This is a genomic window from Pseudoalteromonas sp. CR1, from assembly GCF_019392235.1.
Taxonomy (GTDB): Bacteria; Pseudomonadota; Gammaproteobacteria; order Enterobacterales; family Alteromonadaceae; genus Pseudoalteromonas.
Map to the genome: position 1 here is coordinate 40,247 of NZ_JAHXRM010000008.1, position 25,597 is coordinate 65,843.

The following is a 25,597-nucleotide window of genomic DNA, read 5'->3' on the forward strand; positions in this document are numbered from 1 at the left end:
ATAATAAAAATGAGCACAAAGATAATGACCAAGCATCATCTTCATACACAATGTATTCATGGCCCGCAAAAAGCAAACGATCCTCATGGCGCATTAACCTCTCCGTTATACCAAACATCAACCTTTCATTTTGAAAATGCAGCACAAGGTGCCGCACGTTTTGCAGGAGACGAACCAGGCTATATTTACACTCGTCTAGGTAACCCAACAACCACCGAGCTTGAACAAAAAATAGCACAGCTAGAAGGCTGTGAAGCGGCTGCGGCAACGGCTACCGGTATGGGCGCTGTGTCTGCATCGGTATTGAGCTTTTTATCACAAGGCGACCACCTAGTGGCCTCAAGTACATTGTATGGATGTACATTCGCATTTTTTGCACACATGTTACCGCGTTGGGGAATCGAAGTGACGTTTGTTGATATGACCAATGAGGCCGAACTTCGCGCTGCGATTAAACCAAATTCAAAAATGATATTTGTAGAAACACCTATAAACCCAACAATGGCTGTAATTGATCTAGCACTTATTGGCGCTATTGCTAAACAGCACAACTTAATTAGCGTGGTCGACAACACCTTTTTAACGCCGCTGCTGCAATCACCAAAACAATATGGCATTGATATAATTATGCACAGTGCCACCAAATACATAAATGGCCATGGCGACGTAGTGGCAGGACTTGTGTGTGGATCGCTCGAGCATATCACCCTAATTAAAATGACCGTACTAAAAGACATTGGTGCCACGATAAGCCCACACGACGCATGGCTTATAAATCGCGGATTAAAAACCTTAGCCATACGTATGGAGCGTCACTGTCAAAGTGCCCAAACAGTAGCCGAATACTTAGAGGCGCACCCGCAGGTTAATATTGTTTATTACCCGGGGCTTAAATCTCATCCAGGGTATAAATTTATTGGTAATCAAATGAAAGCTGCAGGCGGCGTAATTGCGTTTGAAATAAAAGGCACCTTACAACAAGGCGCGCAATTTATTGATAGCATGAAGCTTTGTACACTTGCTGTCAGCCTAGGCGATGCCGAAACACTCATTCAGCACCCTGCTTCTATGACTCATTCTCCTTATACACCAGAGGAGCGAGCTGCTGCTGGAATAAGTGATGGGCTGATCAGGCTTTCGGTTGGGCTTGAAGATGTTAACGACATTATTAGCGATTTAGACCAAGCATTTGCTCAAATAGTTTAGGTGTAATTTTTTATATACACATGAATATGGCCTAAATGCCTTTAAATTTGGGGCTGTACATTAAAAGCACCATTGCTGTAATTTTTAATTTACAGTTCATGTGATCGTGCCAAGCACAGATGTTAGCCTATCTATTAAACTTTTGTTCACTTTTGCATAGTATGGCTGCATTAGATATTCACTAATCTTGAGTATCACACTGACACACATTTAGGGTATACACCCAAGAAGGTACTTATGGCTAAATCAAGTAAATACACCTCCAAAACACCAGACGAAAATGGCGTCATACACTGGAGCGAAGAAGAAAATAAAATTTGGTCAGAGCTAGTGGCACGCCAACTTGAATGCATTGAAGGCAAGGCCTGCGATGAGTACATGGATGGGCTTAAAAAAATAAATCTTCCACACGATCGTATACCGCAATTAAGTGAGCTTAATGAGGTACTTCTTGCCACTACTGGCTGGCAGGTTGCGCCAGTGCCAGCACTTATCGATTTTGATGAGTTTTTTAGGTTGTTGGCAAACAAACAATTTCCGGTAGCGACGTTTATTCGTAGTCGTGAAGAGTTTGACTATCTCCAAGAACCAGATATTTTTCATGAAATATTTGGCCACTGCGCCATGCTAACAAACCCAGATTTTGCCAAATTCACACACAAATACGGCCAACTAGGTTATGCGGCGCAGAAAAAAGATCGCGTATACTTAGCTCGTATGTACTGGTTTACCGTTGAGTTTGGTTTAATGCAAACCGAAAACGGACTGCGGATTTATGGCGGCGGTATTTTATCAAGCCCGGGTGAAACGCAATACGTGTATTCAGATACACCAGAAATAACGCCAATGAGCGTCATTGATGTGCTGCGTACGCCGTACCGTATTGATATTATGCAGCCACAGTACTACACCATTAATTCTATTCATGATCTATTTGATATATCGCAAATGGATATTATGACTTTGGTAGAGCAAGCTAAAGCGCTTGGTTTGCACGACCCAAAATTTCCACCAAAAGAAAAATTAGCTAGTTAACTTTAATTTAAAAAGAAACGCTAAAGTAAGGATTTAAGATGTCTTCATTAAGTGAACAAAAATGCGAAGCTTGCCACGTAGATGCTCCAAAAGTGTCTGACGAAGAGCTTGCACAATTAATTACTAAAATCCCAGACTGGGTACCTGAAGTACGCGACGGCATTATGCAGCTTGAACGTGTTTATAAATTTAAAAACTTTAAGCAAGCTATCGCGTTTACCAATAAAGTTGGCGACATGGCAGAAGATGAAGGCCACCACCCAGGTTTATTGACCGAGTGGGGCAAAGTAACCGTTACATGGTGGAGCCATTCAATTAAAGGCCTGCACAAAAACGACTTTATTTGCGCAGCTAAAACAGACGACGTGTTTAACGCACTGTAATAAAAAATTAATTGAGCAAACTAAAAGCACTTATTTTTATAAGTGCTTTTTTATTGGCTTTGGTAAATTATCACCTTCTACAATTAAAATTGTTACAACAAAAAGCATATGGATAACAAAACAAATATATGCCATGTAGTTATATTCTAGGTTGATTATTTTGTGTCCGAGAATAATATAGGCTGTATAAAAAAGGATGGTTACATGGCAACAAAACTGCAGCTTATTAACCCTGATGGACAGGCTAACTTTGGTTTATTCCCGCAAGGGATTAAACATATTAATTACTTGGATTTTGACTTAAGAAACTCAATGGATAAACCATGCGGTATGCTTGCAAAAAAACTTAAGTTTAACCAGTTCCAATTTATAAGCATTACTTGCGAAGAATTAGTCGTTGGGCTTGCGATCGTTGATCTGAAAATTGCCAGTAACTGCTTTGTTTATGTTTATAATTTAAAAACAAATCAGCTAAACGAGTACAGCTTTGTAAATCTATTTTCTAAAGACACACTCATTGAGCCTCAGCCAAATTCAGGCAATAGTTATTTTAAAAAGGGTAATAATAGCGTTTACATTAATACAACAGACAGGCCCGGAGAGCGAAAGGTAACAGTTAAAATAAGCACCACACTGTCTCTTGATGCAATAATTAACGAGTCAGATAATTATATTCCTCTGAGTGTATGTGCACGGGCTGGTTATGCAGGTTTTCATTTTACCCAAAAGTCAGCAGGGCTAAATTGCCATGGTACGCTTATGTTAAATAATACCCGCTACGATTTTAGCAGTATGAACGCACTTGCCTGTGTAGATTGGAGTGCAGGCTATATGCGTCGTGAAACGTTTTGGAATTGGGCAAGCCTTGCCTGTAAATTACCAGGTGGACGCAATTTAGGATTAAACCTTTCAGCAGGTGTAATTGAAACAGGATTTACTGAAAATGCCATTTGGCTTGACGGCAAGCTATACAAAATTGATATGGTTGATTTTAAATTTAACCGTTATGGCGATAAAACTGATTGTGCTAAGTGGGAACTCCACTCAAACGACGGCATGATTAATCTTATTTTTGAACCTGTAAGTCACCGCTTTGATAAAACGAACTTACTCATTGTGGCGACGAATTTCACACAAAAAATTGGTCGTTACTTCGGTGAAATAACACTTCCAAATGAAGTGATAATACTTAACGGGCAGTGGGGCTTAGTGGAAGATCATTATTCAAAATGGTAGATGTACTTTTTTGGGTATTAACGTAAAGTTAATCATAACTACGAATGAAAAAGATAAGGCTCTAAATTAAAGAAGTTCAGAGCCTTATTTTTTCATCAATAATTTATTCTAATGTTATTAGTTTCTTATTAATCATCAATCGAGCGAAGTAGGGCGTTAATGCCTACTTTTTCACGTGTTTGTTGATCTACTTTTTTCACAATAATTGCAGCGTATAGGCTGTGAGTGCCATCTTTTGATGGTAATGCACCTGGCACAACTACTGCGCCTGCTGGTACGCGGCCGTAGTGAATTTCGCCGGTTTCACGGTCATAAATACGGGTGCTTTGGCTGATATAAACGCCCATTGAAATCACAGCGCCTTCTTCTACTACTACGCCTTCAACAATTTCAGAACGTGCGCCAATAAAACAGTTGTCTTCAATAATGGTTGGGTTAGCTTGTAGTGGCTCTAAAACGCCGCCAATGCCAACGCCGCCAGATAAGTGTACGTTCTTACCAATTTGTGCACATGAGCCTACAGTTGCCCATGTATCTACCATGGTGCCTTCGTCAACGTAGGCACCAATGTTTACGTACGATGGCATAAGCACGACATTTTTACCTACAAAGCTGCCTTTACGGGCTACTGCGTTTGGTACTACGCGCATGCCGCCTTGCTGAAATTGCTCCGGCGTGTAGTCGCTAAATTTAAGCGGCACTTTGTCATAAAATTGGTTTACGCCATCGTTCATTGGTTGATTGTCGCGAATACGAAACGACAGTAATACGGCTTTTTTAAGCCATTGGTGTACAACCCATTCGCCTGATATTTTTTCAGCTACACGGGCTGCACCGCTGTCGAGCAGCTCTAATGCGTCGATAATAGCTTGTTTTACGTCGCTAGATACTGTGCTTGGGCTAATGCTGTCACGGTTATCCCATGCATTTTCGATCATTGTTTTTAAATCTGACATGTATGTCCTCTTATTCTGTTTCGGCGTTGAATTTTTTACGCAATGCCTGATGAATTTTTGCTTGCTCTTCATCGGTTAGCGCTTGATATTCGTTATTAGATACAACAAAGAAATCCTCTGCACGTTCACCTACCGTTGTGATTCGGGCTGCGTGAATGTGTAGTAAATGTGCTTGGAAAACTTCGGCTATTTTGGTTAGTAGGCCCGGTATATCAACAGCTTGTATTTCAATTAAGCTGCGATCTTTACGAGCATGAGGGCGAAGCACTATTTTAGGCTTAATGTTAAAGTCTTTAAAACGTTGCGAGCGGCTCTTTTTAAAGCGAATTTTTTTACGTGGGTCGTTAAGTGCTTGCTCAAGGCCGCGTTTAATCGATTGCGAACGGCTGCTTGCGATAGGGTCGCCACTCACTTCAAGAATTACAAAACTAAATAGTACGTAACCATCTTTAGTGGTGAGTACTTGTGCATGTTGGATTTGTGCTTTTTTAGTACCAATAATATTTACTAAGCGAGCGAATAGCGCACCTGAGTAGGGACTATAAACAAAAACTTGTGTGCCACCGTGCATCGGCGCATTCGACACAATTACACTCGGTTGACTTAAATCGGTGCTATTTAATAAATGCTCGGTTTGCCACGATATTTGTTGCTCGCTAAATGCAGTAAAGTAGTTTGCTTTAAAGCGGCTCCAAATTAGGTCAATTTTTTCTTCAAGGTACCCTAAGTTAAGTAAGCGCTGTTTTGCTTGGTGCTTTTTATCACGGATTTGGTCGCGTTGGTCCATTGGGTTTTCAAGGCCTAGACGCAATGCACGTTGTGTGTGCAAATAAAGTTCGCGTAGTAGGGTGTTTTTCCAATCGTTCCATAGGTTGTCGTTAGTGGCACGAATATCTGCCACGGTCAAACAATAAAGGTAGTCGAGTTGACGCTCTGTTTTTACACGTGTTGCAAAGTCTTTAATTACACCCGGGTCGTTTATATCTTTACGCTGTGCAGTTACAGACATAAGTAAGTGATTACCAACAAGCCATGCTATAAGCTTGCCATCGGATGATGGGAAGCCATGTAATTTAGCAAATGCAATGGCATCAACAGAGCCAAGCTCTGAATGATCGCCTCCACGGCCTTTTGCAATATCATGAAAAATACCGGCTAAATATAAAAGCTCAGGTTTATCCATACGGGTAACTATTTCACTACAAATTGGAAACTCACTCACGCCCGTTTTATCAAAATATTGGTAAATATTATTGATTAATTTGTGGGTGTGCTCATCGACCGTGTAGGCATGAAATAAGTCAAACTGCATTTGTCCAAATATATTACGCCATTGCGGTAAGTAAGCTGCAAGCATGCCGTGTTTGTGCATGAGAGTAAATGCACGGCCCATACCGTTAGGGTGTTTTACCAGACGTAAAAAGGCTTCACGACAGGCTGCGTAATCTTGCAGGTCACCTAGTAAACGACGGCGCACTTGGCGAATAGTTCGAATGGTGCTTGGGTAAATGTGGGTTATTTCTGGATTTTCTGCAATGTGCTCAAACAGAACAAAAAGCTGGTCGCGTCTAAAAAAGACAGATGGGTCTTTTACACGAATTTGATGACCAACTCGCTCAAAGTTTCTGTCGAGTACTTCAACGACTGCTTCGCTGCTCAGTGGTGAAATGCTTTGCTCAAAATACGAAAGCAGCATTTGATTGAGTTCGCGTACACGGCTCATGATACGAAATAAGCGCTTCATCATTCGCTCAACCGACGCTTTACCATCGCTACCAAAGCCAAGTATTTCTGCGGCCAGGGGTTGATGATCAAACAGTAAACGGTTTTCTGAGCGTCCGGCAGCCAAGTGTAATGCAAAACGAATATTCCACAGGTTTTCTAGGCACTCTGATAGCTCTTGAAACTCTTCATGGGTTAAGTAGCCATGATTTATAAGCTCTTGAAGTGTTTCGGCTCTAAAGTGTTTTTTGGCTACCCAAATAATAGTTTGTAAATCGCGAAGACCACCTGGGTTTTCTTTTATGTTTGGTTCTAGGTTGTAAGCTGTACCATGGCATTTACGGTGACGCAGGTTTTGCTCTTGTACCTTGGCTTCAAAAAAGTCATTAGAGCCCCACACTGGCGTTTCGAGTATAAAGTTTTTAAGCTTTTCGAACTCAATATGGTTACCAAAAATAAGACGGCTTTCCAGTAGGCTGGTGGCAAAGGTTACGTCTTCACGTTTTTGCTCTATTGCTTGATCAATAGTGCGCACGCTGTGGCCAATTTCTAAGTTGAGATCCCACAGCATAGTCACAAATTGACCTATTTTTTCACATACACTTTCACTTGGTTGCTCAGTAACAAGCAACAAAAAGTCGATATCTGAATAAGGATGGAGCTCACCGCGTCCATAACCGCCCACGGCAATCAATGCTAGATCAGGTTCATGAGATAAGTCATAAACATGAAATAACTTGATCAACAGGCGGTCGATAAACTCAGCCCGGGCATTAATTAAATTACCAACCGGTTGCTTTGAAAACTCGTTATGTAACCATTTATAAAAATAGCTAGAACAATCGCGATAGTCACTCAGTTGCTCAGCATCGCTAAGCAACTTTTTTACTTTGTTGGGTAATGCCACGTGGGCTGGCTCCTCATTGAACCTTCCACATTGATAAACGTACTATCAACTGCGTCGGTTTATTAGTGTTCGATAATCCTGTCGATAGTATCATCTGATCGTAGCGTTAAAATTTCAACACCATTTTCAGTCACTAATAACGTGTGTTCCCACTGTGCAGACAAGCTGCGGTCACGTGTAACAACAGTCCAATCGTCTTTAAGTAGTTTACATTGACGTTTACCCGCATTAACCATTGGCTCAATGGTCAAACACATACCGGCTTTTAATGTTTCACCTGTACCGGCTTTACCGTAATGCATTACTTGTGGTTCTTCGTGAAATTCGCTACCAATACCGTGGCCACAGTATTCACGTACGATTGAGTAGTTAAAGCTCTCTGCGTATTTTTGAATTGCTTCGCCAATGTCACCTAAACGTACACCCGGTTTTACCATTTTAATGGCAAGGTATAAGCTCTCTTGGGTGACTTCTGCGAGACGTTTACCTTGAATATTAGGTTTACCTACGTGAAACATTTTAGATGTATCACCGTGATAGCCATCTTTAATAACGGTGATGTCTATATTTACGCTGTCACCTTCTTTTAACGGTTTGTCGTTAGGAATACCATGACAAATTACATGGTTAACAGAGGTGCAAATTGATTTTGGAAAACCGTGATAATTTAACGGGGCAGGAACTGCTTTTTGCTCGTTAACAATATAATCATGACAAAGTGTATTTAGCTCATCAGTGGTGATCCCCGGCACGACATGTGGGCCGATCATTTCAAGTACTTCTGCTGCTAAGCGACCAGCTACGCGCATTTTCTCTATTTCTTCAGGGGTCTTGATAATAGCGCTCATTGAGGCTCCAAAGTTGCGTTTTTAACATTTTATCGCTGCATAATTTTTGCACGCGATGTTGAGTATTTAATTTTAATATGGTATAAAGCGCGCCGTCTTTTTACAAATAAATTCTTAAATGATTTTTTGTATTTAAGGCAAACACAACTTGATTTTAACACACACACGTATCGTCACATACACTTGGGTGCATTAGAAGTTTAAATACTTCGGTGTTGGTGCTATGGGATATGTGGAGGCCTAACCCTAAACAACTATAGAGGATCTATAAAATGGCAAACGTTTCAATGCGCGACATGCTTCAAGCTGGTGTTCACTTTGGTCACCAAGCACGTTACTGGAACCCTAAGATGAAGCCTTTCATCTTCGGCACTCGTAACCGTGTACATATCATCAACCTTGAGCAAACTGTACCAATGTTCAACAACGCACTTAAGTTTTTAACTGGCGCTGCTGCAAACAAAGGTAAAGTTCTTTTCGTTGGTACTAAGCGCGCAGCAAGCGACGCAGTAAAAGAAGCTGCTATCGCGAGCGATCAGTTTTACGTTAACCACCGCTGGTTAGGTGGCATGTTGACTAACTGGAAAACAGTACGTCAATCAATCAAGCGTCTTAAAGACCTTGAAATCCAAAGCCAAGACGGTACTTTCGAGAAATTAACTAAGAAAGAAACGTTAATGCTTAACCGCGAAATGGAAAAGCTTGAAAAGAGCCTTGGTGGTATCAAAAACATGGGCGGTCTTCCAGACGCGATCTTTGTTATCGATGCTGACCACGAGCACATTGCTATCCGTGAAGCTAACAACCTAGGTATTCCTGTTGTTGCAATCGTAGATACTAACTCTAATCCAGACGGCGTTGATTTCATCGTTCCTGGTAACGATGATGCTATCCGTGCTGTAACCCTTTACACTAGCGCTGTTGCAGCTGCTATCACTGAAGGTCGCGAGAATAACATCGTTGCTCAAGCTGAGAATGACGATTTCGTTGAAGCTGAGTAATTAGCTGTCATCAAGTCTTCATCTTATTAGGGTGAAGACTTGCTATTCTTGTAGAGCGGGTAACCCGCTTATCTAAACCAGATTTCAGATTTGAGGATTTACTAATGGCTGTAACTACTGCCCTAGTTAAAGAATTACGCGAGCGTACAGGCGCTGGCATGATGGATTGTAAAAAAGCGTTAACTGAGACTGATGGTGACATCGAGTTAGCGATTGAAAATATGCGTAAGAGCGGTGCTGCAAAGGCTGCTAAAAAAGCAGGTAACATTGCTGCTGAAGGTACTATCATCATCAAGCAAAATGCGGGTGTAGCTGTACTTGTTGAAGTTAACTGTCAAACAGACTTCGTTGCAAAAGACGTAAGCTTCTTAGCATTTGCTAACAAAGTTGCTGACGCTGCAATTGCTGAAACAATCTCTATCGAAGACTTACAAGCTAAGTTTGAAGAAGACCGTGTTGAGCTAGTAACTAAAATTGGCGAAAACATCAACGTACGTCGCCTACAGTACATCGCTGGTGAAAACCTAGTTGAGTACCGTCACGGTGAGCGTATTGGTGTTGTTGTTGCGGGTGTTGCTGATGAAGAAACACTTAAGCACGTTGCAATGCACGTTGCTGCTTCAAGCCCTGAGTACTTAACACCTGCTGATGTTCCTGCTGATGTTGTAGAAAAAGAGAAGCAAGTTCAAATCGATATCGCGATGAACGAAGGCAAGCCTGCTGAAATCGCTGAAAAAATGGTTGTTGGTCGCATGAAGAAGTTTACTGGTGAGGTTTCTCTTACTGGTCAAGCTTTCATCATGGAACCTAAAAAATCTGTTGGCGATGTTCTTAAAGAGAAAAACGCAACAGTTACTGGCTTTGTACGTGTAGAAGTTGGTGAAGGTATCGAGAAGAAAGAAGAAGATTTTGCTGCTGAAGTTGCTGCTCAAATTGCTGCTGCTAAAGGTGAGTAAGATTGACTAACGTGAAGGATAAGGAAATTAGATGCAATTAAAGTACTATTTGCTTTTGCTTCACGCTTAGAAATTCTTTAAAATAACCGCGCTTTTATGTTTAACATAAGCGCGGTTATTTTTTATCCATAATTCAATAAAAGTTGGCCCCAAAACTATGACTATCAATCGCAAACCTATTTTTAGACGTGTTCTTCTCAAATTAAGCGGTGAAGCTTTAATGGGAGACGAAGGCTTCGGCATCGACCCTAAAGTTTTAGACCGTATGGCACAAGAAATTAAAGAGTTAGTAGAGCTCGACGTAGAAGTGGGTTTAGTTATTGGCGGCGGTAATTTTTTACGCGGCGGGTCATTAGCTGAGGCTGGTATGAACCGAGTTGTTGGTGACCACATGGGTATGCTGGCAACGGTAATGAATGGCCTTGCAATGCGTGATGCGCTGCATCGTGCATTTGTAAATTGCCGATTAATGTCAGCTATTCCACTTAATGGTGTATGTGATGCGTACAACTGGGCTGAAGCAATCAGCTTATTAAAAACTGGCCGCGTTGTTATTTTTGCAGCGGGTACGGGTAACCCGTTTTTCACTACAGATTCTGCTGCGTGTTTACGTGGTATTGAAATTGAAGCTGATACAGTAATTAAAGCAACGAAGGTTGATGGTGTATTTAGTGACGATCCTGTGAAAAACCCAGAGGCGACGCTTTACCGTCATTTAAGCTACAATGAAATTATTGATAAAGAATTAAAAGTTATGGATTTAGCGGCCTTTACTTTAGCCCGCGATCATAATATGCCATTGAGCGTATTTAACATGAATAAATCAGGCGCGTTAAAACGCGTAATTATGGGTGAAGAAGAAGGAACACTTATCTCTTCACAAGCCTCAGATGAAGTAATCAAATAATTAGGATTGAACCGTGATTAACGATATTCAAAAAGATGCGCAAGCGCGCATGCAAAAGAGTGTAGCAGCACTAGGTAGCCAACTTTCTAAAATTCGTACTGGCCGTGCTCACCCTGCAATTTTAGATGGTATTATGGTGTCTTACTACGGTGCTCCTACACCGTTAAATCAAGTTGCAAATGTAACAATTGAAGATTCACGTACGCTTGCTATTGGTGTTTTTGATAAGTCATTAGCACAAGCCGTGGAAAAAGCGATTATGGCTTCTGACTTAGGTTTAAACCCTATGTCAGCGGGTACAGTTATCCGTGTGCCACTTCCTCCTCTTACAGAAGAGCGTCGTAAAGATTTAATTAAAATTGTACGTGGCGAAGTAGAAGGCGGCCGTGTTGCCGTTCGTAATATTCGTCGTGATGCTAATGGTGACATTAAAACACTATTAAAAGATAAAGATATTTCTGAAGACGAAGCGCGCCAAGGTGAAGATGCAATTCAAAAGTTAACAGATAAATTTATCAAAGAAATGGATACGCAATTAACAGCGAAAGAAGCTGAATTGATGGAAATCTAAACAGCTAATTTTATTAGTTTTGAAACGCCGTCTGGGTTATACTAGGCGGCGTTTTTTTATGGAATACTCGATATTTATGGCTTTAAACGCTGATACAATTTCACAACAATGTTTACCTAAGCATGTTGCTATCATCATGGACGGGAACGGACGTTGGGCGCAAGCTAGAAATAGGCCTCGTGTGTACGGGCATAAAAAAGGCGTGGACGCAGTTCGTCAATCTGTTCAGTTTTGTACTAAGTTAGGCGTTCAGTCGTTAACCTTATTTGCATTTAGTAGTGAAAACTGGCGCCGTCCTGAAGACGAAGTAAACACGTTAATGGAGCTATTTTTGTTTGTATTAACAAAAGAGGTTAAAAAGCTTCATAAAAACAATGTAAAACTAACCATCATTGGAGACTTATCTCGATTTTCTGAAGGGTTGCAAAACAAAGTACATAGTGCACAGCAACTGACAGAAAATAACACAGGGTTGTGTTTAAATGTGGCAGCCAATTATGGCGGCCGTTGGGATATGGTAAACGCAGCTAAACAACTTGCAGTGCAAGTTGCAAGTGGTGACATTGACGCACAAGATATTACTGAAGAGCGTATTGCGCAGCATATGAGCATGGCCGATCAACCTGAACCCGATTTACTTATTCGAACGGGGGGTGATGTTCGCATTAGTAACTTTTTACTATGGCAGGCAGCTTACGCAGAACTTTATTTTACCGAAACACTTTGGCCTGATTTTAATGAAGCAGCATTTGCTGAGGCCATTGCGTGTTACGTTGCCAGAGAGCGACGATTTGGTTGTACGGGCGAACAAATAAAACAATTACTCGCTCAAACCTAAATAGATTAAGGGTCACAATTTTGTTAAAACAACGCATTTTAACCTCGCTAGTGTTAGCACCTGCAGCGCTAGCTTTGGTTTTTTATACACCACTAACGTTATTTAGTTACTTTGCAGGCGCCATTGTTTTAATGGGCGCTTGGGAATGGTCGGCTTTTATGGGGCTTTGCGACAAAATCAAAAGAGGCGCCTTTGTTGCGCTAATTGCTGCATTACTGGCGGTGCTTAATTTACATTGGCCGATAGAATCGCTTTGGCAAAACGGCCAGTTAGTGGGTGACGCTAATTATTTATTCACCCTAGCGTTTGCATGGTGGATTGTTGCTAGTTATTTAATTTGGCGTTATCCGGCTATGGCCAAAGCGTGGAATGAAGGGCTGGTAATGCGTGGTATTGCCGGGCTACTAACTTTAGTGCCACTGTGGCTTGCGCTCAATACGCTTCGAAGTGCTCAATATGCTGAGTCTACACATTTTGGTTCTATGCTGATACTTGTGGTACTTGGTATTGTGTGGAGCGCAGATATTGGTGCCTATTTCACTGGTAAAAGCTTTGGCAAACACAAGTTAATGCCAAAAGTAAGCCCAAATAAAACGATTGAAGGCCTTGCTGGTGGCATCGTTGCGTCAATTTTATTTGTTATGGCGTTTTGCCATTTTACCGATGTTGATTTAGCTGTGTGGCCAATTTATGCCATTATGACTGCATTCATAGCGTTATTTTCGGCAGTTGGCGATTTATTAGAAAGTATGTTTAAACGTGAAGCTGGCCTTAAAGACAGTGGAAAATGTTTACCTGGACATGGCGGTATTTTAGACCGTATTGATAGCTTAACAGCGGCAGCGCCAATGTTTGTAATGTGTTATGCATGGACCTTAAGTTTATGAGTCGTAAGCAGCAGCTAGTTATTTTAGGTGCTACGGGGTCAATTGGTTTAAGTACACTTGATGTTGTAGCAAAAAACAGTGACTTATTTGGTGTATTTGCTTTAACAGCGGGGCAAAATGCAAAAAAAATGGCTGAGCTTTGCATAAAGCATTCGCCCCTTTATGCAGTTATGGCAACGCAAACCACCGCAGAAGAGCTATCACTGCATTTAAAAGGCACAGCGTGTCAAACGCTGATTATGCACTCACAACAGGCAATGAGTGATTTATGTGCGCATCCTGAAGTAGACATTGTTATGTCTGCCATTGTTGGAGCCGCAGGATTGTTACCCACACTTAGTGCAGTAGAAGCCGGCAAGAAAGTTCTGCTCGCGAACAAAGAGTCGCTGGTTATGTCGGGTCAATTGTTTATTGATAAAGTTATAAAGCACAAAGCCACTTTACTGCCAATTGATAGCGAACATAACGCTATTTTTCAATGTTTGCCTCACTCAATACAGAATGCGCAAAGCGATAAGAACCTGCAAGATAATGGTGTTAGTAAAATTTTACTTACCGGTTCAGGTGGGCCGTTTTTAACGCGTGATATCAATACCTTAAAAGAGGTAACCGTTAGCGAGGCCGTCGCGCACCCTAATTGGTCTATGGGGCAAAAAATCTCAGTAGATTCTGCAACTATGATGAATAAAGGGTTGGAGTTTATTGAAGCCAAGTGGCTATTTAACTGTAACAGCGATGACATTGACGTTGTTATTCATCCTCAAAGCATTATTCACTCAATGGTTCAGTACCATGATGGCTCAATTTTAGCGCAAATGGGTAATCCCGACATGCGCACGCCTATTGCCCATGCATTAGCGTTCCCAAAACGAATTGACGCAGGTGTTAAACCGCTTAACTTTTCAGATATTTGTGATTTTTCGTTCACTAAACCTGATTTTACCCGTTACCCTAACTTGCAGCTTGCTATTGATGCTTGCTCGGCGGGACAGGGCGCTACGACGACCGTTAATGCCGCAAATGAAATGGCTGTCGCTGCATTTTTAAAAGGTGAAATTGGTTTTACAGATATCTACAAAATAAATGCACAAACTCTAGAATCGGCTCAATGCATTAACGTGCAGAGTTTAGATGAAATATTACAATGCGATAAGCTTGCGCGTGCTAGCGCTGCTCAGTTTATAAATAAAGTGGCTCATTAATATGTTTGATTTTATTTGGAATCTTGGATCATTTATTTTAGCTTTGGGTATTTTAGTTACTGTTCATGAGTATGGTCATTTTTGGGTAGCACGAAAAGCGGGGGTTAAAGTACTTCGCTTTTCTATTGGTTTTGGTAAGCCCTTAATCAAATGGCACGACAAATACAACACTGAATATGTCATAGCTGCTATTCCACTTGGTGGTTATGTAAAAATGCTTGATGAGCGTGTGGACGATGTTCCACCAAATCAGCGGCATCTATCTTTTAACTCAAAGTCGGTACAAGCACGAATTGCTATTGTTGCAGCTGGGCCTATGGCAAATTTTTTGTTTGCTATTTTTGCGTTAGCGGTGATGTACATGGTGGGGGTGCAATCGGTTAAACCGGTAGTTGGCAGCATTACTGAGGGAAGCCGGGCAGAGCAAGCAGGCCTTATGCCAAGCCAACATATTATTAAAATTGGTGATGACAATATAACCACTTGGCAAGATGCGACGTTTGCTTTTATGTCGCGATTAGGTGAACAACGCGTAGAAGTTACAGTTCGCGATGAAAACTTACAAACACGCGTTAAAACACTCAACATTGATGGTTGGAAGCTTGATCAACAAGATGTTCCTCCACTAACCTCTTTGGGCATTGTACCATTTCGCCCGCAAGCCACATTAACGGTTGCCGCAGTGACTAAAGATTCGGCAGCGGAACAAGCCAATTTGCAAGTTAACGATACTATTTTGGCTGTAAACGGTGAAACTATAAGCAATTGGCCGCAATTAGTTAATGTAATTACGCAATCGGCTAACAAATCTTTACAATTTAGTGTAAAAAGACAAGATAGTATAAAAACCATAACAGTGACGCCTCAAGGGCGTGTTGGCAACAATGGTATTGAACAAGGCTTTTTAGGTGTAGCGCCTGTTGTGCAGCAATGGCCTGAGGGGTATGTACAATCCCGAAGTTTTGGACCGCTTGATAGTATTGTTCGCGGTACAAAAGAAACGTGGCGATTAATTACGCTGAGCTTTGACATGATTGGTAATTTAATTACGGGTCAGGTTTCGGTTAAAAATTTAAGTGGTCCTGTTGGTATTGCAGTGGGAGCAGGGACTAGCGTAAGCTATGGTTTAGTTGCCTTTTTAAGCTTTTTAGCCCTAATAAGCGTTAACTTGGGTGTATTTAATTTATTACCCCTGCCAGTGCTTGATGGTGGACACTTAATGTATTACATAATTGAACTTTTTCGTAAAAAGCCGGTCTCTGAAAAGACACAAGAATTTGGTTTTAAAGTGGGGGCGTTACTACTCATTTTTCTAACATGTTTCGCTTTGTTCAATGATGTATCGCGTTTGTAGTTAACGCGTAACATTTATTAATTAGAACACGATTGTAAAGCACTAGTAATTTAGGTGTTGAGCGGTAATACAGTTGTAAAGGATAAAGATAATAAAATGGCTATAAAAAAACATTTGGCAGTTTCAAGTTTATTGGGTGCAAGCTTTGCCGCCCTAGGCCAAACTTCCTTTATTGTTGAAGACTTGAAAGTTGAAGGCTTACAACGCGTAGCACTGGGTGCTGCATTAACTCATATTCCTATTAACGTAGGCGATAATGTAGATGACTACACAATTTCAAAAACAATAAAGTCACTTTATCGTTCTGGCCACTTCGACAACATCAAAGCATTGCGTGATGGAAACAACGTTATTTTTAAAGTAACCGAGCGTCCAACCATTAGCTTTATTGAGTTTGAAGGTAATAAAGATATTAAAGATGAGCAACTTAATGAGTCGCTTGATCAGCAAGATATCCGCCAAGGTGAACCACTTGATAAAACCGTAATAGACAACATTGAAAAAGGCTTAGTAGAGTTTTTTCATAGTATTGGTAAATACAATGCAACGGTTGATATTAGTGTTACTAAATTGCCACGTAACCGCGTTAAACTTAAATTGGAGTTTGACGAAGGTGATGCTGCGTCTATCCGTCAAATTAACTTAGTGGGTAATGAGCTTTTTTCTAATGAAGAATTACTAAAACTTGCCGAGTCTCAGCAAGATTTACCTTGGTGGCAGTTTATGGGCAGCGATCGCTACCAAAAACAAACTATTGAAGGCGATTTAGAAAAAATTCGCAGCTTTTATTTAGACCGTGGTTATTTACGTTTTAATATCGATTCGACTCAGGTATCGGTAAGTCCAGAGCGTGAGTCTGTATATGTAACGGCTAACCTTACCGAAGGCGTGAAGTATAAGGTTAAAGGCTTTGATTTTATTGGTGACTTACTCGGTCGAGAAGATTTAATCAAAAGCGTTATCCCACTGAGAGCTGGTGAGCTTTACAATGGCTCTGTTGTTACATCGTCAGAAGAGTTCATTAAAAGTTATTTAGCACGTTTTGGTTATGCAAATGCTGAAGTGCGTACAATTCCTGAAATTGACGACGAAAAGCAAGAAGTTCAGTTAACTTTATCTGTTAACCCAGGTAAGCGTGTTTACGTTCGCCGTATAATTGTTGGTGGTAACCAAAACACCGCAGATGAAGTATTGCGCCGTGAAATGACGCAACTAGAAGGTGCATGGTTATCAAACCAAAATCTTGAGCGTTCAAAACTACAGATTCAACGTTTACCGTACATGGAAACTGTTGATTTTAATGTAGTGCCCGTGCCAGGTGTAGACGACCAAGTTGACGTAGATTTCACTGTAAAAGAACAGTCAGCCGGTAGTTTTAATGCAGGCCTTGCTTATGGTTCATACCTAGGTCTGCAATTTAATATTGGTGTAACTGAATCTAACTTTTTAGGTACAGGTAACCAAATTGGTTTAAATTTAAATACGTCTACTGGCTCTGAAAGTATCAGTTTATCGTACACAGACCCTTACTTTACGCCCGATGGCGTATCGCAAGGCAGCAGTATTTTTTACCGAAACTACGACGCAAGTAAGTTTAGTCTTGTAGATTACAAATCAAAAAGTTATGGTTTAGGTACAAATATTGGTTTTCCGATTGATGCAATAAACCGAGTTAATTTTGGTGTGCGCTGGATAAAAGAAGAGTTGTCAGATATTGCTGAGTACGAGCAAACGCGCGTACTACGTGAAACGTTTTTTGACCCTGAAAACCCAGATGCAGGCTTCGATTTTACTAAATATGAGTTAAGTGTTGGTTGGTCACGTATTACGGTTAACCGTGGTTTATTCCCAACAGCAGGTTCGCGCCAAACGTTAAACTTAACGGGGACGACACCAAACTCAGATTTGACCTATTTCAAGCTTAATTACGACTCACGTTTTTACTGGCCAATATCTAACGACCATCGCTGGGTATTCTCGGCACGTGCTGCGCTCGGTTACGGTAACGGTTATGGGTCAACGAATGGATACGATCAAACGCTTCCGTTCCAAGAGTTCTTCCGTATAACTGAAATGGAACTACGTGGTTTTGACCGTAATACGATATTGCCACAAGCAGTATCACGTATTGCAACAACTATTCCTGGGACACTAAATCCAGATGGTTCTACTTCAGGTCCTATCAATAGTGCGTCGGAGTTTGATCAGTTAATACCACAAGGTCGAATTGGTGGTAACGCCAAAGCGGTGGCAGGCATGGAGCTAATTGTTCCTACACCGTTTTTAGATGAAGAAAATACAAGCTCAGTGCGTACCAGCTTCTTTGTTGATGCTGCAAACGTATGGGACACAGAGTTTAGCGTAGACCGCTATCAAAACTTACTCGTAGACCAACGCAATAAGCTGGATGATTATTCAGATCCTATGCGCTTTAGAGTATCGACCGGTTTATCATTACAGTGGATCTCTCCAATGGGTCCTATGCTGATTAGTTTTGCGTATCCATTGCAAAAAGAAGAAGATGACGATACGAAGACCATCAGTTTTAATATTAGTAACACTTTCTAAAGGAGTTTTTTATGACTAAATTATTTAAATCAACGGCAGTAGCTGTTTTAGCAACGTTAATGATGGGTACTTCTGCTAGTGCACTTGCACATAAAGTAGGTGTAGTAGATATGCAAGAAATCTACAAGCAAATTCCTCAAATGGCTAAAATTGAGCAGTCACTACAAAGTGAGTTTGCTGAGCGTCGTCAAGAGCTTGAAAAGTTACAAGGTGATATTCGCTTTGAAGCAGAAAAATTTAAGCGTGAGAGCACAACGATGAGCCAAGCTCAAAAAGATGCACTACGTGATAAAATTCAAGGTATGCAAAAAAACCTTGCTGAAGTAGGTCGTCCTTTAGAGCAAGAAATCAAAGCACGTCAAAACCAAGAGCTTGCAAAAGTTCAGGGCTTAATTATTAAAACAATTGAAGAGATTGCTAAAGACGGTGACTTTGATGAAGTTAAAGTAAAAGACACAACAATTTACTTTAACCCTAAAGAAGTAACAGACCTTTCATCTAAAGTAGTAACCGCTGTTAGCAAGAAATAATCACTCTATGCAAAATTATACGCTTTCGCAAATTGCGGAACTTCTAGGCGCCGAACTTCAGGGTGATGGCGCTTTAGAGATAACAAAAATAGCGACACTTGCAAATGCCCGTACTGGGCATATTGCATTTTTAGCGAACTCAAAATACCGTGTTCAACTTGAAACGACTCAAGCCAGTGCTGTCATTGTTAACCAAGCCGATGCAGCGCACTTTGATGGTAATAAAGTGATTGTTTCAAATCCGTATGTCAGTTACGCAAAGCTTGCGCAATTTATGGATACAACACCGCGTTCAGCCTCTACGGGCATTCACCCAAGCGCAACGATTCATCCAAGTGCAAATATAAGTAAAAGTGCGGCTATAGGCGCAAATGCTGTTATAGAAGCTGATGCAGTCATTGGTGACAAGGCGCAAATTGGTCCGAACAGTTTTATCGGAGAACGTGTTAAAATAGGTGCCGGTACAAAGCTTTGGCCGAGTGTGACTATTTATCACGATGTTGAAATTGGTGCAGATTGTTTGTTCCAGGCAAATAGTGTTATTGGCAGTGACGGATTTGGTTATGCAAATGAGCGTGGGCAGTGGGTTAAAATTCCTCAGCTAGGCGCTGTGATTATTGGTGACAAAGTTGAAGTGGGCGCAAGTACCACTATTGACCGTGGCGCACTCGATGACACAATTATCCATAGCAATGTGATTATTGATAACCAGTGTCAAATAGCACACAACGTTGAAGTTAACTCAGGCACAGCAATTGCTGGCTGCTCTGTCCTTGCAGGTAGTGTCACCATAGGTAAAAACTGCCAAATTGGTGGTATGACTGCAATTAATGGTCACATGTCAGTATGTGATGGTGTTATAATTACCGGTATGAGCATGGTGACAAAATCAATCACCGAACCCGGTATTTATTCATCAGGTATGCCCCATACAACTAACAAAGAATGGCGTAAATCAATTGCTCACTTGCGCAATCTGTCAGACATGAAGTCTCGTTTGAAAGCGCTTGAAGCACTGGCTAAGTCATAAACGTTGAACACATAAAAGGATGCTATTTTGGCAAACGAATTAAATAGCCTTGATATTCAAGAAATCTTAGCTTTATTACCGCACCGTTATCCGATGCTTTTAATTGATCGTGTTATTGACTTTACCCCGGGTAAGTCATTGCATGCTATTAAAAATGTATCTATAAACGAGCCTATTTTTACTGGGCATTTTCCAAACCAGCCTATTTTCCCAGGTGTGCTAATATTAGAAGCTATGGCACAAGCCACTGGTCTTCTCGGTTTTAAAACAGTTGAAAATCGCAGTGAAGATGAGCTTTACTTATTTGCTGCAGTAGACAACGCACGTTTTAAACAACCGGTTGTCCCTGGTGATACATTGCATTTGCATGTAGAGTTTTTAAAAGAGCGCCGCAATATATGGAAGTTTGCTGCTGAAGCTAAAGTTGACGGCAAAGTAGTATGTAGTGCCGAAATTATGTGTGCGAGAAGAGAGTTTTAATAGTGATCCATTCTACAGCAATAATCGAACCTGGCGCTAAACTAGGCAACAATGTCTCAGTTGGTCCGTATAGTTATATAGGCAATGATGTTGTTATCGGTGATAACTGTGTTATTGAGTCTCACGTTGTTGTCAAAGGACCTTCGACCATTGGTTCTGGAAATCATATTTTTCAATTTGCGTCTGTAGGCGAAGCTTGCCAAGACAAAAAATACAACAACGAACCAACGACATTAATCATTGGCGACAATAATGTTATTCGTGAATGTGCGACTATTCACCGTGGAACCATCCAGGACCAAGGTGTAACAAAAATTGGTAGCAACAATTTGTTTATGGCTTACACACACGTAGCACATGACGCAGTGATTGGCGATAACGTGATCTTTGCTAATAATGCCAGCGTTGCAGGCCACGTTCATGTTGCTGATTGGGTTATATTAGGTGGTAATTCAGGTGTTCATCAATTTTGTAAAATTGGCGCGCATGCGTTTATTGGCATGTACTCTGGCGTAAATAAAGATGTACCGCCATTCGTGACCACGATTGGTATGCCAGCAGGTCCTGCTGCAATCAATAAAGAAGGTATGAAACGCCGTGGCTTTGAAAGCGATGAAATAATGGCAGTACGCCGTGCTTATAAAGCGTTTTATCGAAAGAGTTTAGGTGTTGACGAAGCAATTGCATCACTAAGTGAAGACGCTGAAAAGTACCCTGCAGTGCAAACCATGATAGATTTTGTTAAAGGCTCTGAGCGCGGCATTGTAAGATAATTACAAGCTTTGCTTTGAGCACTAAAAACCACCTAAGAGTAATCGCAGGTGGTTTTTTATTGCCTACAAAATGGCTCTCTTATAGCAATTCAGTACACACTCAGCTAAGCAAGGTTAACCTTTACGCGAATTTTTATAATTAAAGCGCAGTTATGTCTCTTACTAAGTTAATTTTTATCCTCAGTTTTTTGTCAATTTTAGCTGCGTGTAGCAGTCAGCGTGTAGCTACCTCCGCTGATGGCGAGCGCAGCCAGTTAGGTAAAGCTTCCTATTACGCTAATAAATATCATGGCCGTACAACCGCAAACGGTGAGGTTTTTAGCCAAAATGCAGAAACAGCTGCGCATTTAGATTTACCCTTTGGTACTAAAGTAAAGGTAACTAACTTGGCAAATAACAAATCCGTAATTGTAAGAATAAACGACAGAGGGCCTTACGTAAGAGGGCGAGTGATTGATTTATCATTAGCTATGTTTAAAAAAATAGCCGACCCTAAGGTCGGCGTTATCGATGTATCAATCAGTGTATTAAAACCGGGTAGTTAGTGCTACATAATCTGGATAAGCGCTACTGAGCTCTTTATGAGAGCCTTGTGCAATCACTTTACCATCCTCTAACCATATAACATTATTCATTTGATTTAGAAGAGCAGGGTCGTGGGTAATTGTAAGTACGCTTACGTTACTCATTACCTGCATAATGGCGTTCATTACGGTTTGCTTAGATTGGTTATCTAGCCCTTCTGTAGGTTCATCAAGTACTAAAATAGCGGGGTTTTGTAATAAAGCCTGAGCTATCGCTATACGCCTTGATTGCCCTTGAGATACATTACGCCCGCCAGTACCTAAACGTGTTTTTAAACCCGCTTTTAAACCATCAAACCAAGGTTTTAACTCTGCAAGTTTAATTGCTTCTAGCATTTCATCTTTTGTAGCATTTGGCGCAGCATAGCGTAAATTTTCACTCAGAGTGCCGTCAAAAATATGGTGCTGCTGCGCTAATATATTTATAACGCTTGCGCGGGTGTCATTGCTTAGTGAGTGCAGCTCTTGGGGGGTATTTTGATCACCCAACGTAATGCTGCCTTGCTGAAGTGGCCATAACCCAGTTAGCAAATTAACCAACGTGGTTTTACCACTCCCACTACGACCTACAATAGCCACTTTTTGCTGAGCTTTAAGGATAAAGCTAACGTTAGTTAATGCAGTATGCTCATCGTATTTATAGCTAATGTTATTAAGGGTTAGTGAGGTATTATTTTTATCATATTGGGTATCAATTAAAGCGACTTGATTGTTACTCTGAGTAGATACTTTATCTTGAAGTGTAAATAGTCGCTCTGCGGCTTTTAGTACATTAGGTAACTCAATAAATGCATTAGGCAGGAGTAATACGCTTTCAAAACTTGCCAATACAAATAGGCTTAGCATGGCAAGTTCTACATTTACCATGGCACCGCTGTATACCAATGGCACAATAGTAACGATGGCGCCTAGCATGGCTAGTTGCACTACGAGCAAGCTTAGGCCATCGCTATTTGCCAGTGCTTTATGGCGATTATAAAGTTGCTGATTGTACTGCTGATTCAATTTATTACATTTTGAAATTTGATCGTCACCTGCTTGGTAAATACTCAGTTCTCTAAGGCCTGTTAGCGTGTCAGAAAGTTCGGCTCTAAGTTGAGCACTTAGCTGCGTTTCTTTATGGCTATTTTTGTTTAACTTAATACTTAATAAAGCCGGTAAAACAACACCAATTAATAAAATGCCAGTAAAACAAATAAGTGCAACGTTTGCATTGTAGGCCGCCATAAACACCATAATAATTGGTACGCTTAATAGCGCTACTAGCATAGGGAGTAAGATGTTTAAGTAAAATTTATCTAGGGCATCAACATCGTTTTGTAAGCGGTTTAGTAAATCGGCGCTGCGGCTCATTGCTAAATCAACATTGTTTAGCTTACTTAGTGTTGCAAACATATTTACGCGAATTTCACTCAACAATAAAAAAGTCGCATTATGAGTAACTAAACGCTCAGCATAACGAGAAGCCGTTCTTACAATAGCTAAAAAACGTATTGTGCCAGCGGGTGTAAAGTAGTTCATTTGCACGCCAGCAATACCTGCAGCTGCCATAGATGCCAAAAACCAACCCGAAATGGCTAAAAGGCCAACGTTAGCAAGTACTGTAATTGTTGCTAACAGTGTACCGAGCAACATGGCTTTATAATGAGGGCGGCAGAGCTTTATCAATCTAATAAAGTTATTCATGGGCCACTCCTTGCTTAGTGGCATTTAGCAAATTATAAAACACGCCATGTTGAGTGCGTAGTTTTTCAAAGCTACCTTGCTCAGTGATCTTACCCTGGTCCATTACAATAATATTGTCGGCGTGTTTTACAGTATTTAATCTGTGTGCGATTACCAGTACTAAATTGTTTTTAGCGTACATATTAATGGCGTGTTGAATGTGTTGCTCTGTTTGGCTATCAAGGTGTGCTGTTGGCTCATCAAGCATTAAAATAGGGGCATTTTTTAAAAACGCACGGGCTAGTGCTATGCGTTGTTTTTGACCGCCAGAGAGGCCTTCACCTTGCTCACCTATTAACGTATCGAACCCACGTGGAAGTGAGTTTATAAATTCAAGCGCACCTGCTTGGTGTGCCGCTTGCTCAAGTTCGGGCTGTGTCGCATCAGGTTTAGCTAATAAAATGTTCGCACTAATGCTATCGTAAAATAAGGTCGGATTTTGAGGTATCCACGCAACCTGACTCTGAAGTTGGGTAATATTGTTTGCTGTTAATGGCAATCCGTTAATATAAATGCAGGGCATTACTTGGGCATGAAAGCCTAATAGGCAGTCAAATAAAGTGCTTTTCCCAGAGCCACTGTTACCCACAACTGCAACTAACCCTTTTTTTGGTAATGTTAGGGTTATATCGTGTATTCCTTCATTACTGTTTGGGTACGTATAACTAAGCTTTTTAATATCTATAGAATTAAGTTTATCTAGCCTAGAGCCTGTGATTGTATTTACAACAGAATCAGCCTCATTATTTGGTAGAGGCGCATTTAAAATAGTCACCATGTCCGCAGCAGCACTAATACCTTGCAAGCGGGCATGGTAATGGCTCCCTAATTGGCGTAAAGGTAGGTAAAATTCGGGGGCTAAAAGCAGTACTACAAAGCCTGTAGAAAAGTCGAGGGTGCCGAAAAACAGTCTAAAGCCAATAATAACAGCCACCAAGGCTACACTAATGGTAGCTAAAAACTCCAAAGCAAAAGACGATAAAAACGCAATTTTTAATACGCCTAGTGTTGTATGTCTAAAGTCATCAGAAATTTTAGCGATTTGTTTTAATTCGGTTTGCGTTGCGTTAAACAGTTTTAATTGTGTTAATCCCTGAACTCGATCAAAAAAGTAATTACCAAGCACTGCGAGTTGTTGCCAACGTTTTTGATTTAGAGCTTCTGCTTTAGAGCCGACTAAAATCATAAAAAAGGGAATAAGTGGGGCCGTTAATAAAAATATTAATCCCGCTTTATAATCGGTTGGAAAAATAACAACCAATATTGCCAGTGGAATAAGGGCACTGTAAGCAACACCAGGTAGATACTTTGCGTAATAGTCGTGAAGTTCTTCTACACCATTGTGTAATGTATTTAAGGTTGCGCCTTGACCGTGTTGCTCAATGTAACTAGGGCCCAGTAAACTTAATTTAGTTAAAAGTGTTTGGCGCATAGCTGATTTTATTTTAAGTGCAGCCAATGCGCTTAGCCTTTCACTTAGTGCTAAAAAAATTGCTCGTAATAAAATAATGCCTGCAAGTGGCCAAAGTAAATGGGCTACTTGAGCAAGGCTTTCACCTTCAAACATTACATTATGAATAGTTTGAGCAAGTAAATAAGCACCTGTAATCATTAAAATGGCGTTAAAAGTACCTAGCGCAATACTGAGCTTTAACCATAATGAGGCGGGTTTACTTTGTGTTTTTAAAAAAGCGCGCAGTGTTTGCTGCTGCGCGCGATTTGGTCGGGGTTTAGTCGTCATTGTTGGTCGAGTTAGCCTCGTTCAATAAATCATGCATCGGTTGTTCATCATCAGCAATGCTGTTTTTATTTTGATGAAATTCATACCACATTACATTTATTACGCCTAAGGTACAGGCTAAAAGTACACCTAAAATCCAAGCAAAATACCACATAGT

The 25,597-nt window shown here is 40.8% G+C and carries 24 protein-coding genes; 18 read left to right on the forward strand and 6 right to left on the reverse strand.

What is annotated here, in order from left to right; all coding sequences use genetic code 11:
• Nucleotides 1–24 precede the first annotated feature (24 nt).
• The 4 genes from megL (at nt 25) to KZZ04_RS08995 (ending at nt 3,860) form a co-directional block, all read left to right on the forward strand.
• Nucleotides 25–1,206 (forward strand): methionine gamma-lyase, encoded by a 1,182-nt coding sequence (gene megL / locus KZZ04_RS08980; protein ID WP_219422497.1) that lies wholly within the window; start codon nt 25–27, stop codon nt 1,204–1,206.
• Between the two features lie 237 nt (nt 1,207–1,443).
• Complete coding sequence (gene phhA, locus KZZ04_RS08985) at nt 1,444–2,241, forward strand: phenylalanine 4-monooxygenase (RefSeq protein ID WP_138527951.1); 798 nt, start codon at nt 1,444–1,446, stop codon at nt 2,239–2,241.
• 38 nt (nt 2,242–2,279) lie between these two features.
• Nucleotides 2,280–2,624, forward strand: coding sequence for a 4a-hydroxytetrahydrobiopterin dehydratase (locus tag KZZ04_RS08990; RefSeq protein WP_006793641.1), 345 nt, complete (start codon nt 2,280–2,282; stop codon nt 2,622–2,624).
• A 204-nt stretch (nt 2,625–2,828) separates the two neighbouring features.
• Complete coding sequence (locus KZZ04_RS08995; RefSeq protein ID WP_219422500.1) at nt 2,829–3,860, forward strand: DUF2804 domain-containing protein; 1,032 nt, start codon at nt 2,829–2,831, stop codon at nt 3,858–3,860.
• Nucleotides 3,861–3,988: 128 nt separating this feature from the next.
• On the opposite strand, the gene dapD is transcribed toward KZZ04_RS08995, so the two are convergent.
• From dapD to map, 3 genes are all read right to left on the reverse strand, one after another.
• Nucleotides 3,989–4,816 (reverse strand): 2,3,4,5-tetrahydropyridine-2,6-dicarboxylate N-succinyltransferase, encoded by an 828-nt coding sequence (gene dapD / locus KZZ04_RS09000; protein ID WP_010557180.1) that lies wholly within the window; start codon nt 4,814–4,816, stop codon nt 3,989–3,991.
• A 10-nt stretch (nt 4,817–4,826) separates the two neighbouring features.
• A complete protein-coding gene (glnD, locus tag KZZ04_RS09005) occupies nt 4,827–7,445 on the reverse strand; it encodes a [protein-PII] uridylyltransferase (protein WP_219422502.1) in 2,619 nt (872 codons plus the stop codon).
• Nucleotides 7,446–7,507: 62 nt separating this feature from the next.
• Complete coding sequence (gene map / locus KZZ04_RS09010; protein WP_058405713.1) at nt 7,508–8,293, reverse strand: type I methionyl aminopeptidase; 786 nt, start codon at nt 8,291–8,293, stop codon at nt 7,508–7,510.
• Between the two features lie 272 nt (nt 8,294–8,565).
• Between map and rpsB the strand changes: the two genes are divergently transcribed.
• The 14 genes from rpsB to KZZ04_RS09080 all read left to right on the forward strand — a co-directional run bounded on the left by rpsB (nt 8,566) and on the right by KZZ04_RS09080 (nt 21,935).
• Nucleotides 8,566–9,294, forward strand: coding sequence for a 30S ribosomal protein S2 (rpsB, locus tag KZZ04_RS09015; RefSeq protein WP_058405712.1), 729 nt, complete (start codon nt 8,566–8,568; stop codon nt 9,292–9,294).
• A 104-nt stretch (nt 9,295–9,398) separates the two neighbouring features.
• Entirely contained in the window at nt 9,399–10,250 is an 852-nt protein-coding gene (gene tsf / locus KZZ04_RS09020) for a translation elongation factor Ts (protein ID WP_006793635.1), read from the forward strand.
• A gap of 157 nt (nt 10,251–10,407) precedes the next feature.
• On the forward strand, nt 10,408–11,157 hold the full coding sequence (gene pyrH / locus KZZ04_RS09025; RefSeq protein WP_006793634.1) for a UMP kinase: 750 nt from the start codon (nt 10,408–10,410) through the stop codon (nt 11,155–11,157).
• Nucleotides 11,158–11,170: 13 nt separating this feature from the next.
• On the forward strand, nt 11,171–11,728 hold the full coding sequence (gene frr / locus KZZ04_RS09030; RefSeq protein ID WP_058405711.1) for a ribosome recycling factor: 558 nt from the start codon (nt 11,171–11,173) through the stop codon (nt 11,726–11,728).
• A gap of 58 nt (nt 11,729–11,786) precedes the next feature.
• Complete coding sequence (locus tag KZZ04_RS09035; protein ID WP_219422504.1) at nt 11,787–12,566, forward strand: isoprenyl transferase; 780 nt, start codon at nt 11,787–11,789, stop codon at nt 12,564–12,566.
• A 20-nt stretch (nt 12,567–12,586) separates the two neighbouring features.
• A complete protein-coding gene (locus KZZ04_RS09040) occupies nt 12,587–13,453 on the forward strand; it encodes a phosphatidate cytidylyltransferase (RefSeq protein ID WP_138527957.1) in 867 nt (288 codons plus the stop codon).
• Entirely contained in the window at nt 13,450–14,655 is a 1,206-nt protein-coding gene (gene ispC, locus KZZ04_RS09045; RefSeq protein ID WP_219422506.1) for a 1-deoxy-D-xylulose-5-phosphate reductoisomerase, read from the forward strand. Before KZZ04_RS09040 ends, ispC begins: the two co-directional genes overlap by 4 nt.
• Nucleotide 14,656: 1 nt before the next feature.
• Nucleotides 14,657–16,009, forward strand: coding sequence for a sigma E protease regulator RseP (gene rseP / locus KZZ04_RS09050; RefSeq protein ID WP_219422507.1), 1,353 nt, complete (start codon nt 14,657–14,659; stop codon nt 16,007–16,009).
• A gap of 96 nt (nt 16,010–16,105) precedes the next feature.
• Nucleotides 16,106–18,577 (forward strand): outer membrane protein assembly factor BamA, encoded by a 2,472-nt coding sequence (bamA, locus tag KZZ04_RS09055; protein ID WP_058405750.1) that lies wholly within the window; start codon nt 16,106–16,108, stop codon nt 18,575–18,577.
• 11 nt (nt 18,578–18,588) lie between these two features.
• Nucleotides 18,589–19,107 (forward strand): OmpH family outer membrane protein, encoded by a 519-nt coding sequence (locus KZZ04_RS09060; protein WP_006793627.1) that lies wholly within the window; start codon nt 18,589–18,591, stop codon nt 19,105–19,107.
• A gap of 7 nt (nt 19,108–19,114) precedes the next feature.
• Nucleotides 19,115–20,137: a UDP-3-O-(3-hydroxymyristoyl)glucosamine N-acyltransferase gene (gene lpxD, locus KZZ04_RS09065; RefSeq protein ID WP_219422508.1), complete on the forward strand. Its 1,023-nt coding sequence runs from the start codon at nt 19,115–19,117 to the stop codon at nt 20,135–20,137.
• 27 nt (nt 20,138–20,164) lie between these two features.
• Nucleotides 20,165–20,617, forward strand: coding sequence for a 3-hydroxyacyl-ACP dehydratase FabZ (gene fabZ, locus KZZ04_RS09070; protein WP_058405706.1), 453 nt, complete (start codon nt 20,165–20,167; stop codon nt 20,615–20,617).
• Between the two features lie 2 nt (nt 20,618–20,619).
• Nucleotides 20,620–21,390, forward strand: coding sequence for an acyl-ACP--UDP-N-acetylglucosamine O-acyltransferase (gene lpxA / locus KZZ04_RS09075; protein WP_219422509.1), 771 nt, complete (start codon nt 20,620–20,622; stop codon nt 21,388–21,390).
• Nucleotides 21,391–21,542: 152 nt separating this feature from the next.
• Complete coding sequence (locus KZZ04_RS09080; RefSeq protein WP_058405704.1) at nt 21,543–21,935, forward strand: septal ring lytic transglycosylase RlpA family protein; 393 nt, start codon at nt 21,543–21,545, stop codon at nt 21,933–21,935.
• Here the strand turns inward: KZZ04_RS09080 and cydC are convergent.
• The 3 genes from cydC to cydX are packed head-to-tail and all read right to left on the reverse strand — an operon-like array spanning nt 21,918 to nt 25,594.
• Nucleotides 21,918–23,660, reverse strand: a complete 1,743-nt coding sequence (cydC, locus tag KZZ04_RS09085; RefSeq protein WP_219422510.1) for a thiol reductant ABC exporter subunit CydC — start codon at nt 23,658–23,660, stop codon at nt 21,918–21,920. The genes KZZ04_RS09080 and cydC overlap by 18 nt on opposite strands.
• Complete coding sequence (gene cydD / locus KZZ04_RS09090) at nt 23,653–25,440, reverse strand: thiol reductant ABC exporter subunit CydD (protein ID WP_219422511.1); 1,788 nt, start codon at nt 25,438–25,440, stop codon at nt 23,653–23,655. Before cydD ends, cydC begins: the two co-directional genes overlap by 8 nt.
• Entirely contained in the window at nt 25,430–25,594 is a 165-nt protein-coding gene (gene cydX, locus KZZ04_RS09095; RefSeq protein WP_006793620.1) for a cytochrome bd-I oxidase subunit CydX, read from the reverse strand. Before cydX ends, cydD begins: the two co-directional genes overlap by 11 nt.
• Nucleotides 25,595–25,597: the final 3 nt, after the last annotated feature.

What these genes read in the sequence shown, in the direction of transcription:
- megL (WP_219422497.1), top strand. Translation starts at nt 25, where the DNA reads ATGACCAAGCATCATCTTCATACACAATGTATTCATGGCCCGCAAAAA.
- phhA (WP_138527951.1), top strand. Translation starts at nt 1,444, where the DNA reads ATGGCTAAATCAAGTAAATACACCTCCAAAACACCAGACGAAAATGGC.
- KZZ04_RS08990 (WP_006793641.1), top strand. Translation starts at nt 2,280, where the DNA reads ATGTCTTCATTAAGTGAACAAAAATGCGAAGCTTGCCACGTAGATGCT.
- KZZ04_RS08995 (WP_219422500.1), top strand. Translation starts at nt 2,829, where the DNA reads ATGGCAACAAAACTGCAGCTTATTAACCCTGATGGACAGGCTAACTTT.
- dapD (WP_010557180.1), bottom strand. Translation starts at nt 4,816, where the DNA reads ATGTCAGATTTAAAAACAATGATCGAAAATGCATGGGATAACCGTGAC.
- map (WP_058405713.1), bottom strand. Translation starts at nt 8,293, where the DNA reads ATGAGCGCTATTATCAAGACCCCTGAAGAAATAGAGAAAATGCGCGTA.
- rpsB (WP_058405712.1), top strand. Translation starts at nt 8,566, where the DNA reads ATGGCAAACGTTTCAATGCGCGACATGCTTCAAGCTGGTGTTCACTTT.
- tsf (WP_006793635.1), top strand. Translation starts at nt 9,399, where the DNA reads ATGGCTGTAACTACTGCCCTAGTTAAAGAATTACGCGAGCGTACAGGC.
- pyrH (WP_006793634.1), top strand. Translation starts at nt 10,408, where the DNA reads ATGACTATCAATCGCAAACCTATTTTTAGACGTGTTCTTCTCAAATTA.
- KZZ04_RS09035 (WP_219422504.1), top strand. Translation starts at nt 11,787, where the DNA reads ATGGAATACTCGATATTTATGGCTTTAAACGCTGATACAATTTCACAA.
- ispC (WP_219422506.1), top strand. Translation starts at nt 13,450, where the DNA reads ATGAGTCGTAAGCAGCAGCTAGTTATTTTAGGTGCTACGGGGTCAATT.
- rseP (WP_219422507.1), top strand. Translation starts at nt 14,657, where the DNA reads ATGTTTGATTTTATTTGGAATCTTGGATCATTTATTTTAGCTTTGGGT.
- bamA (WP_058405750.1), top strand. Translation starts at nt 16,106, where the DNA reads ATGGCTATAAAAAAACATTTGGCAGTTTCAAGTTTATTGGGTGCAAGC.
- KZZ04_RS09060 (WP_006793627.1), top strand. Translation starts at nt 18,589, where the DNA reads ATGACTAAATTATTTAAATCAACGGCAGTAGCTGTTTTAGCAACGTTA.
- lpxD (WP_219422508.1), top strand. Translation starts at nt 19,115, where the DNA reads ATGCAAAATTATACGCTTTCGCAAATTGCGGAACTTCTAGGCGCCGAA.
- KZZ04_RS09080 (WP_058405704.1), top strand. Translation starts at nt 21,543, where the DNA reads ATGTCTCTTACTAAGTTAATTTTTATCCTCAGTTTTTTGTCAATTTTA.
- cydC (WP_219422510.1), bottom strand. Translation starts at nt 23,660, where the DNA reads ATGAATAACTTTATTAGATTGATAAAGCTCTGCCGCCCTCATTATAAA.
- cydD (WP_219422511.1), bottom strand. Translation starts at nt 25,440, where the DNA reads ATGACGACTAAACCCCGACCAAATCGCGCGCAGCAGCAAACACTGCGC.
- cydX (WP_006793620.1), bottom strand. Translation starts at nt 25,594, where the DNA reads ATGTGGTATTTTGCTTGGATTTTAGGTGTACTTTTAGCCTGTACCTTA.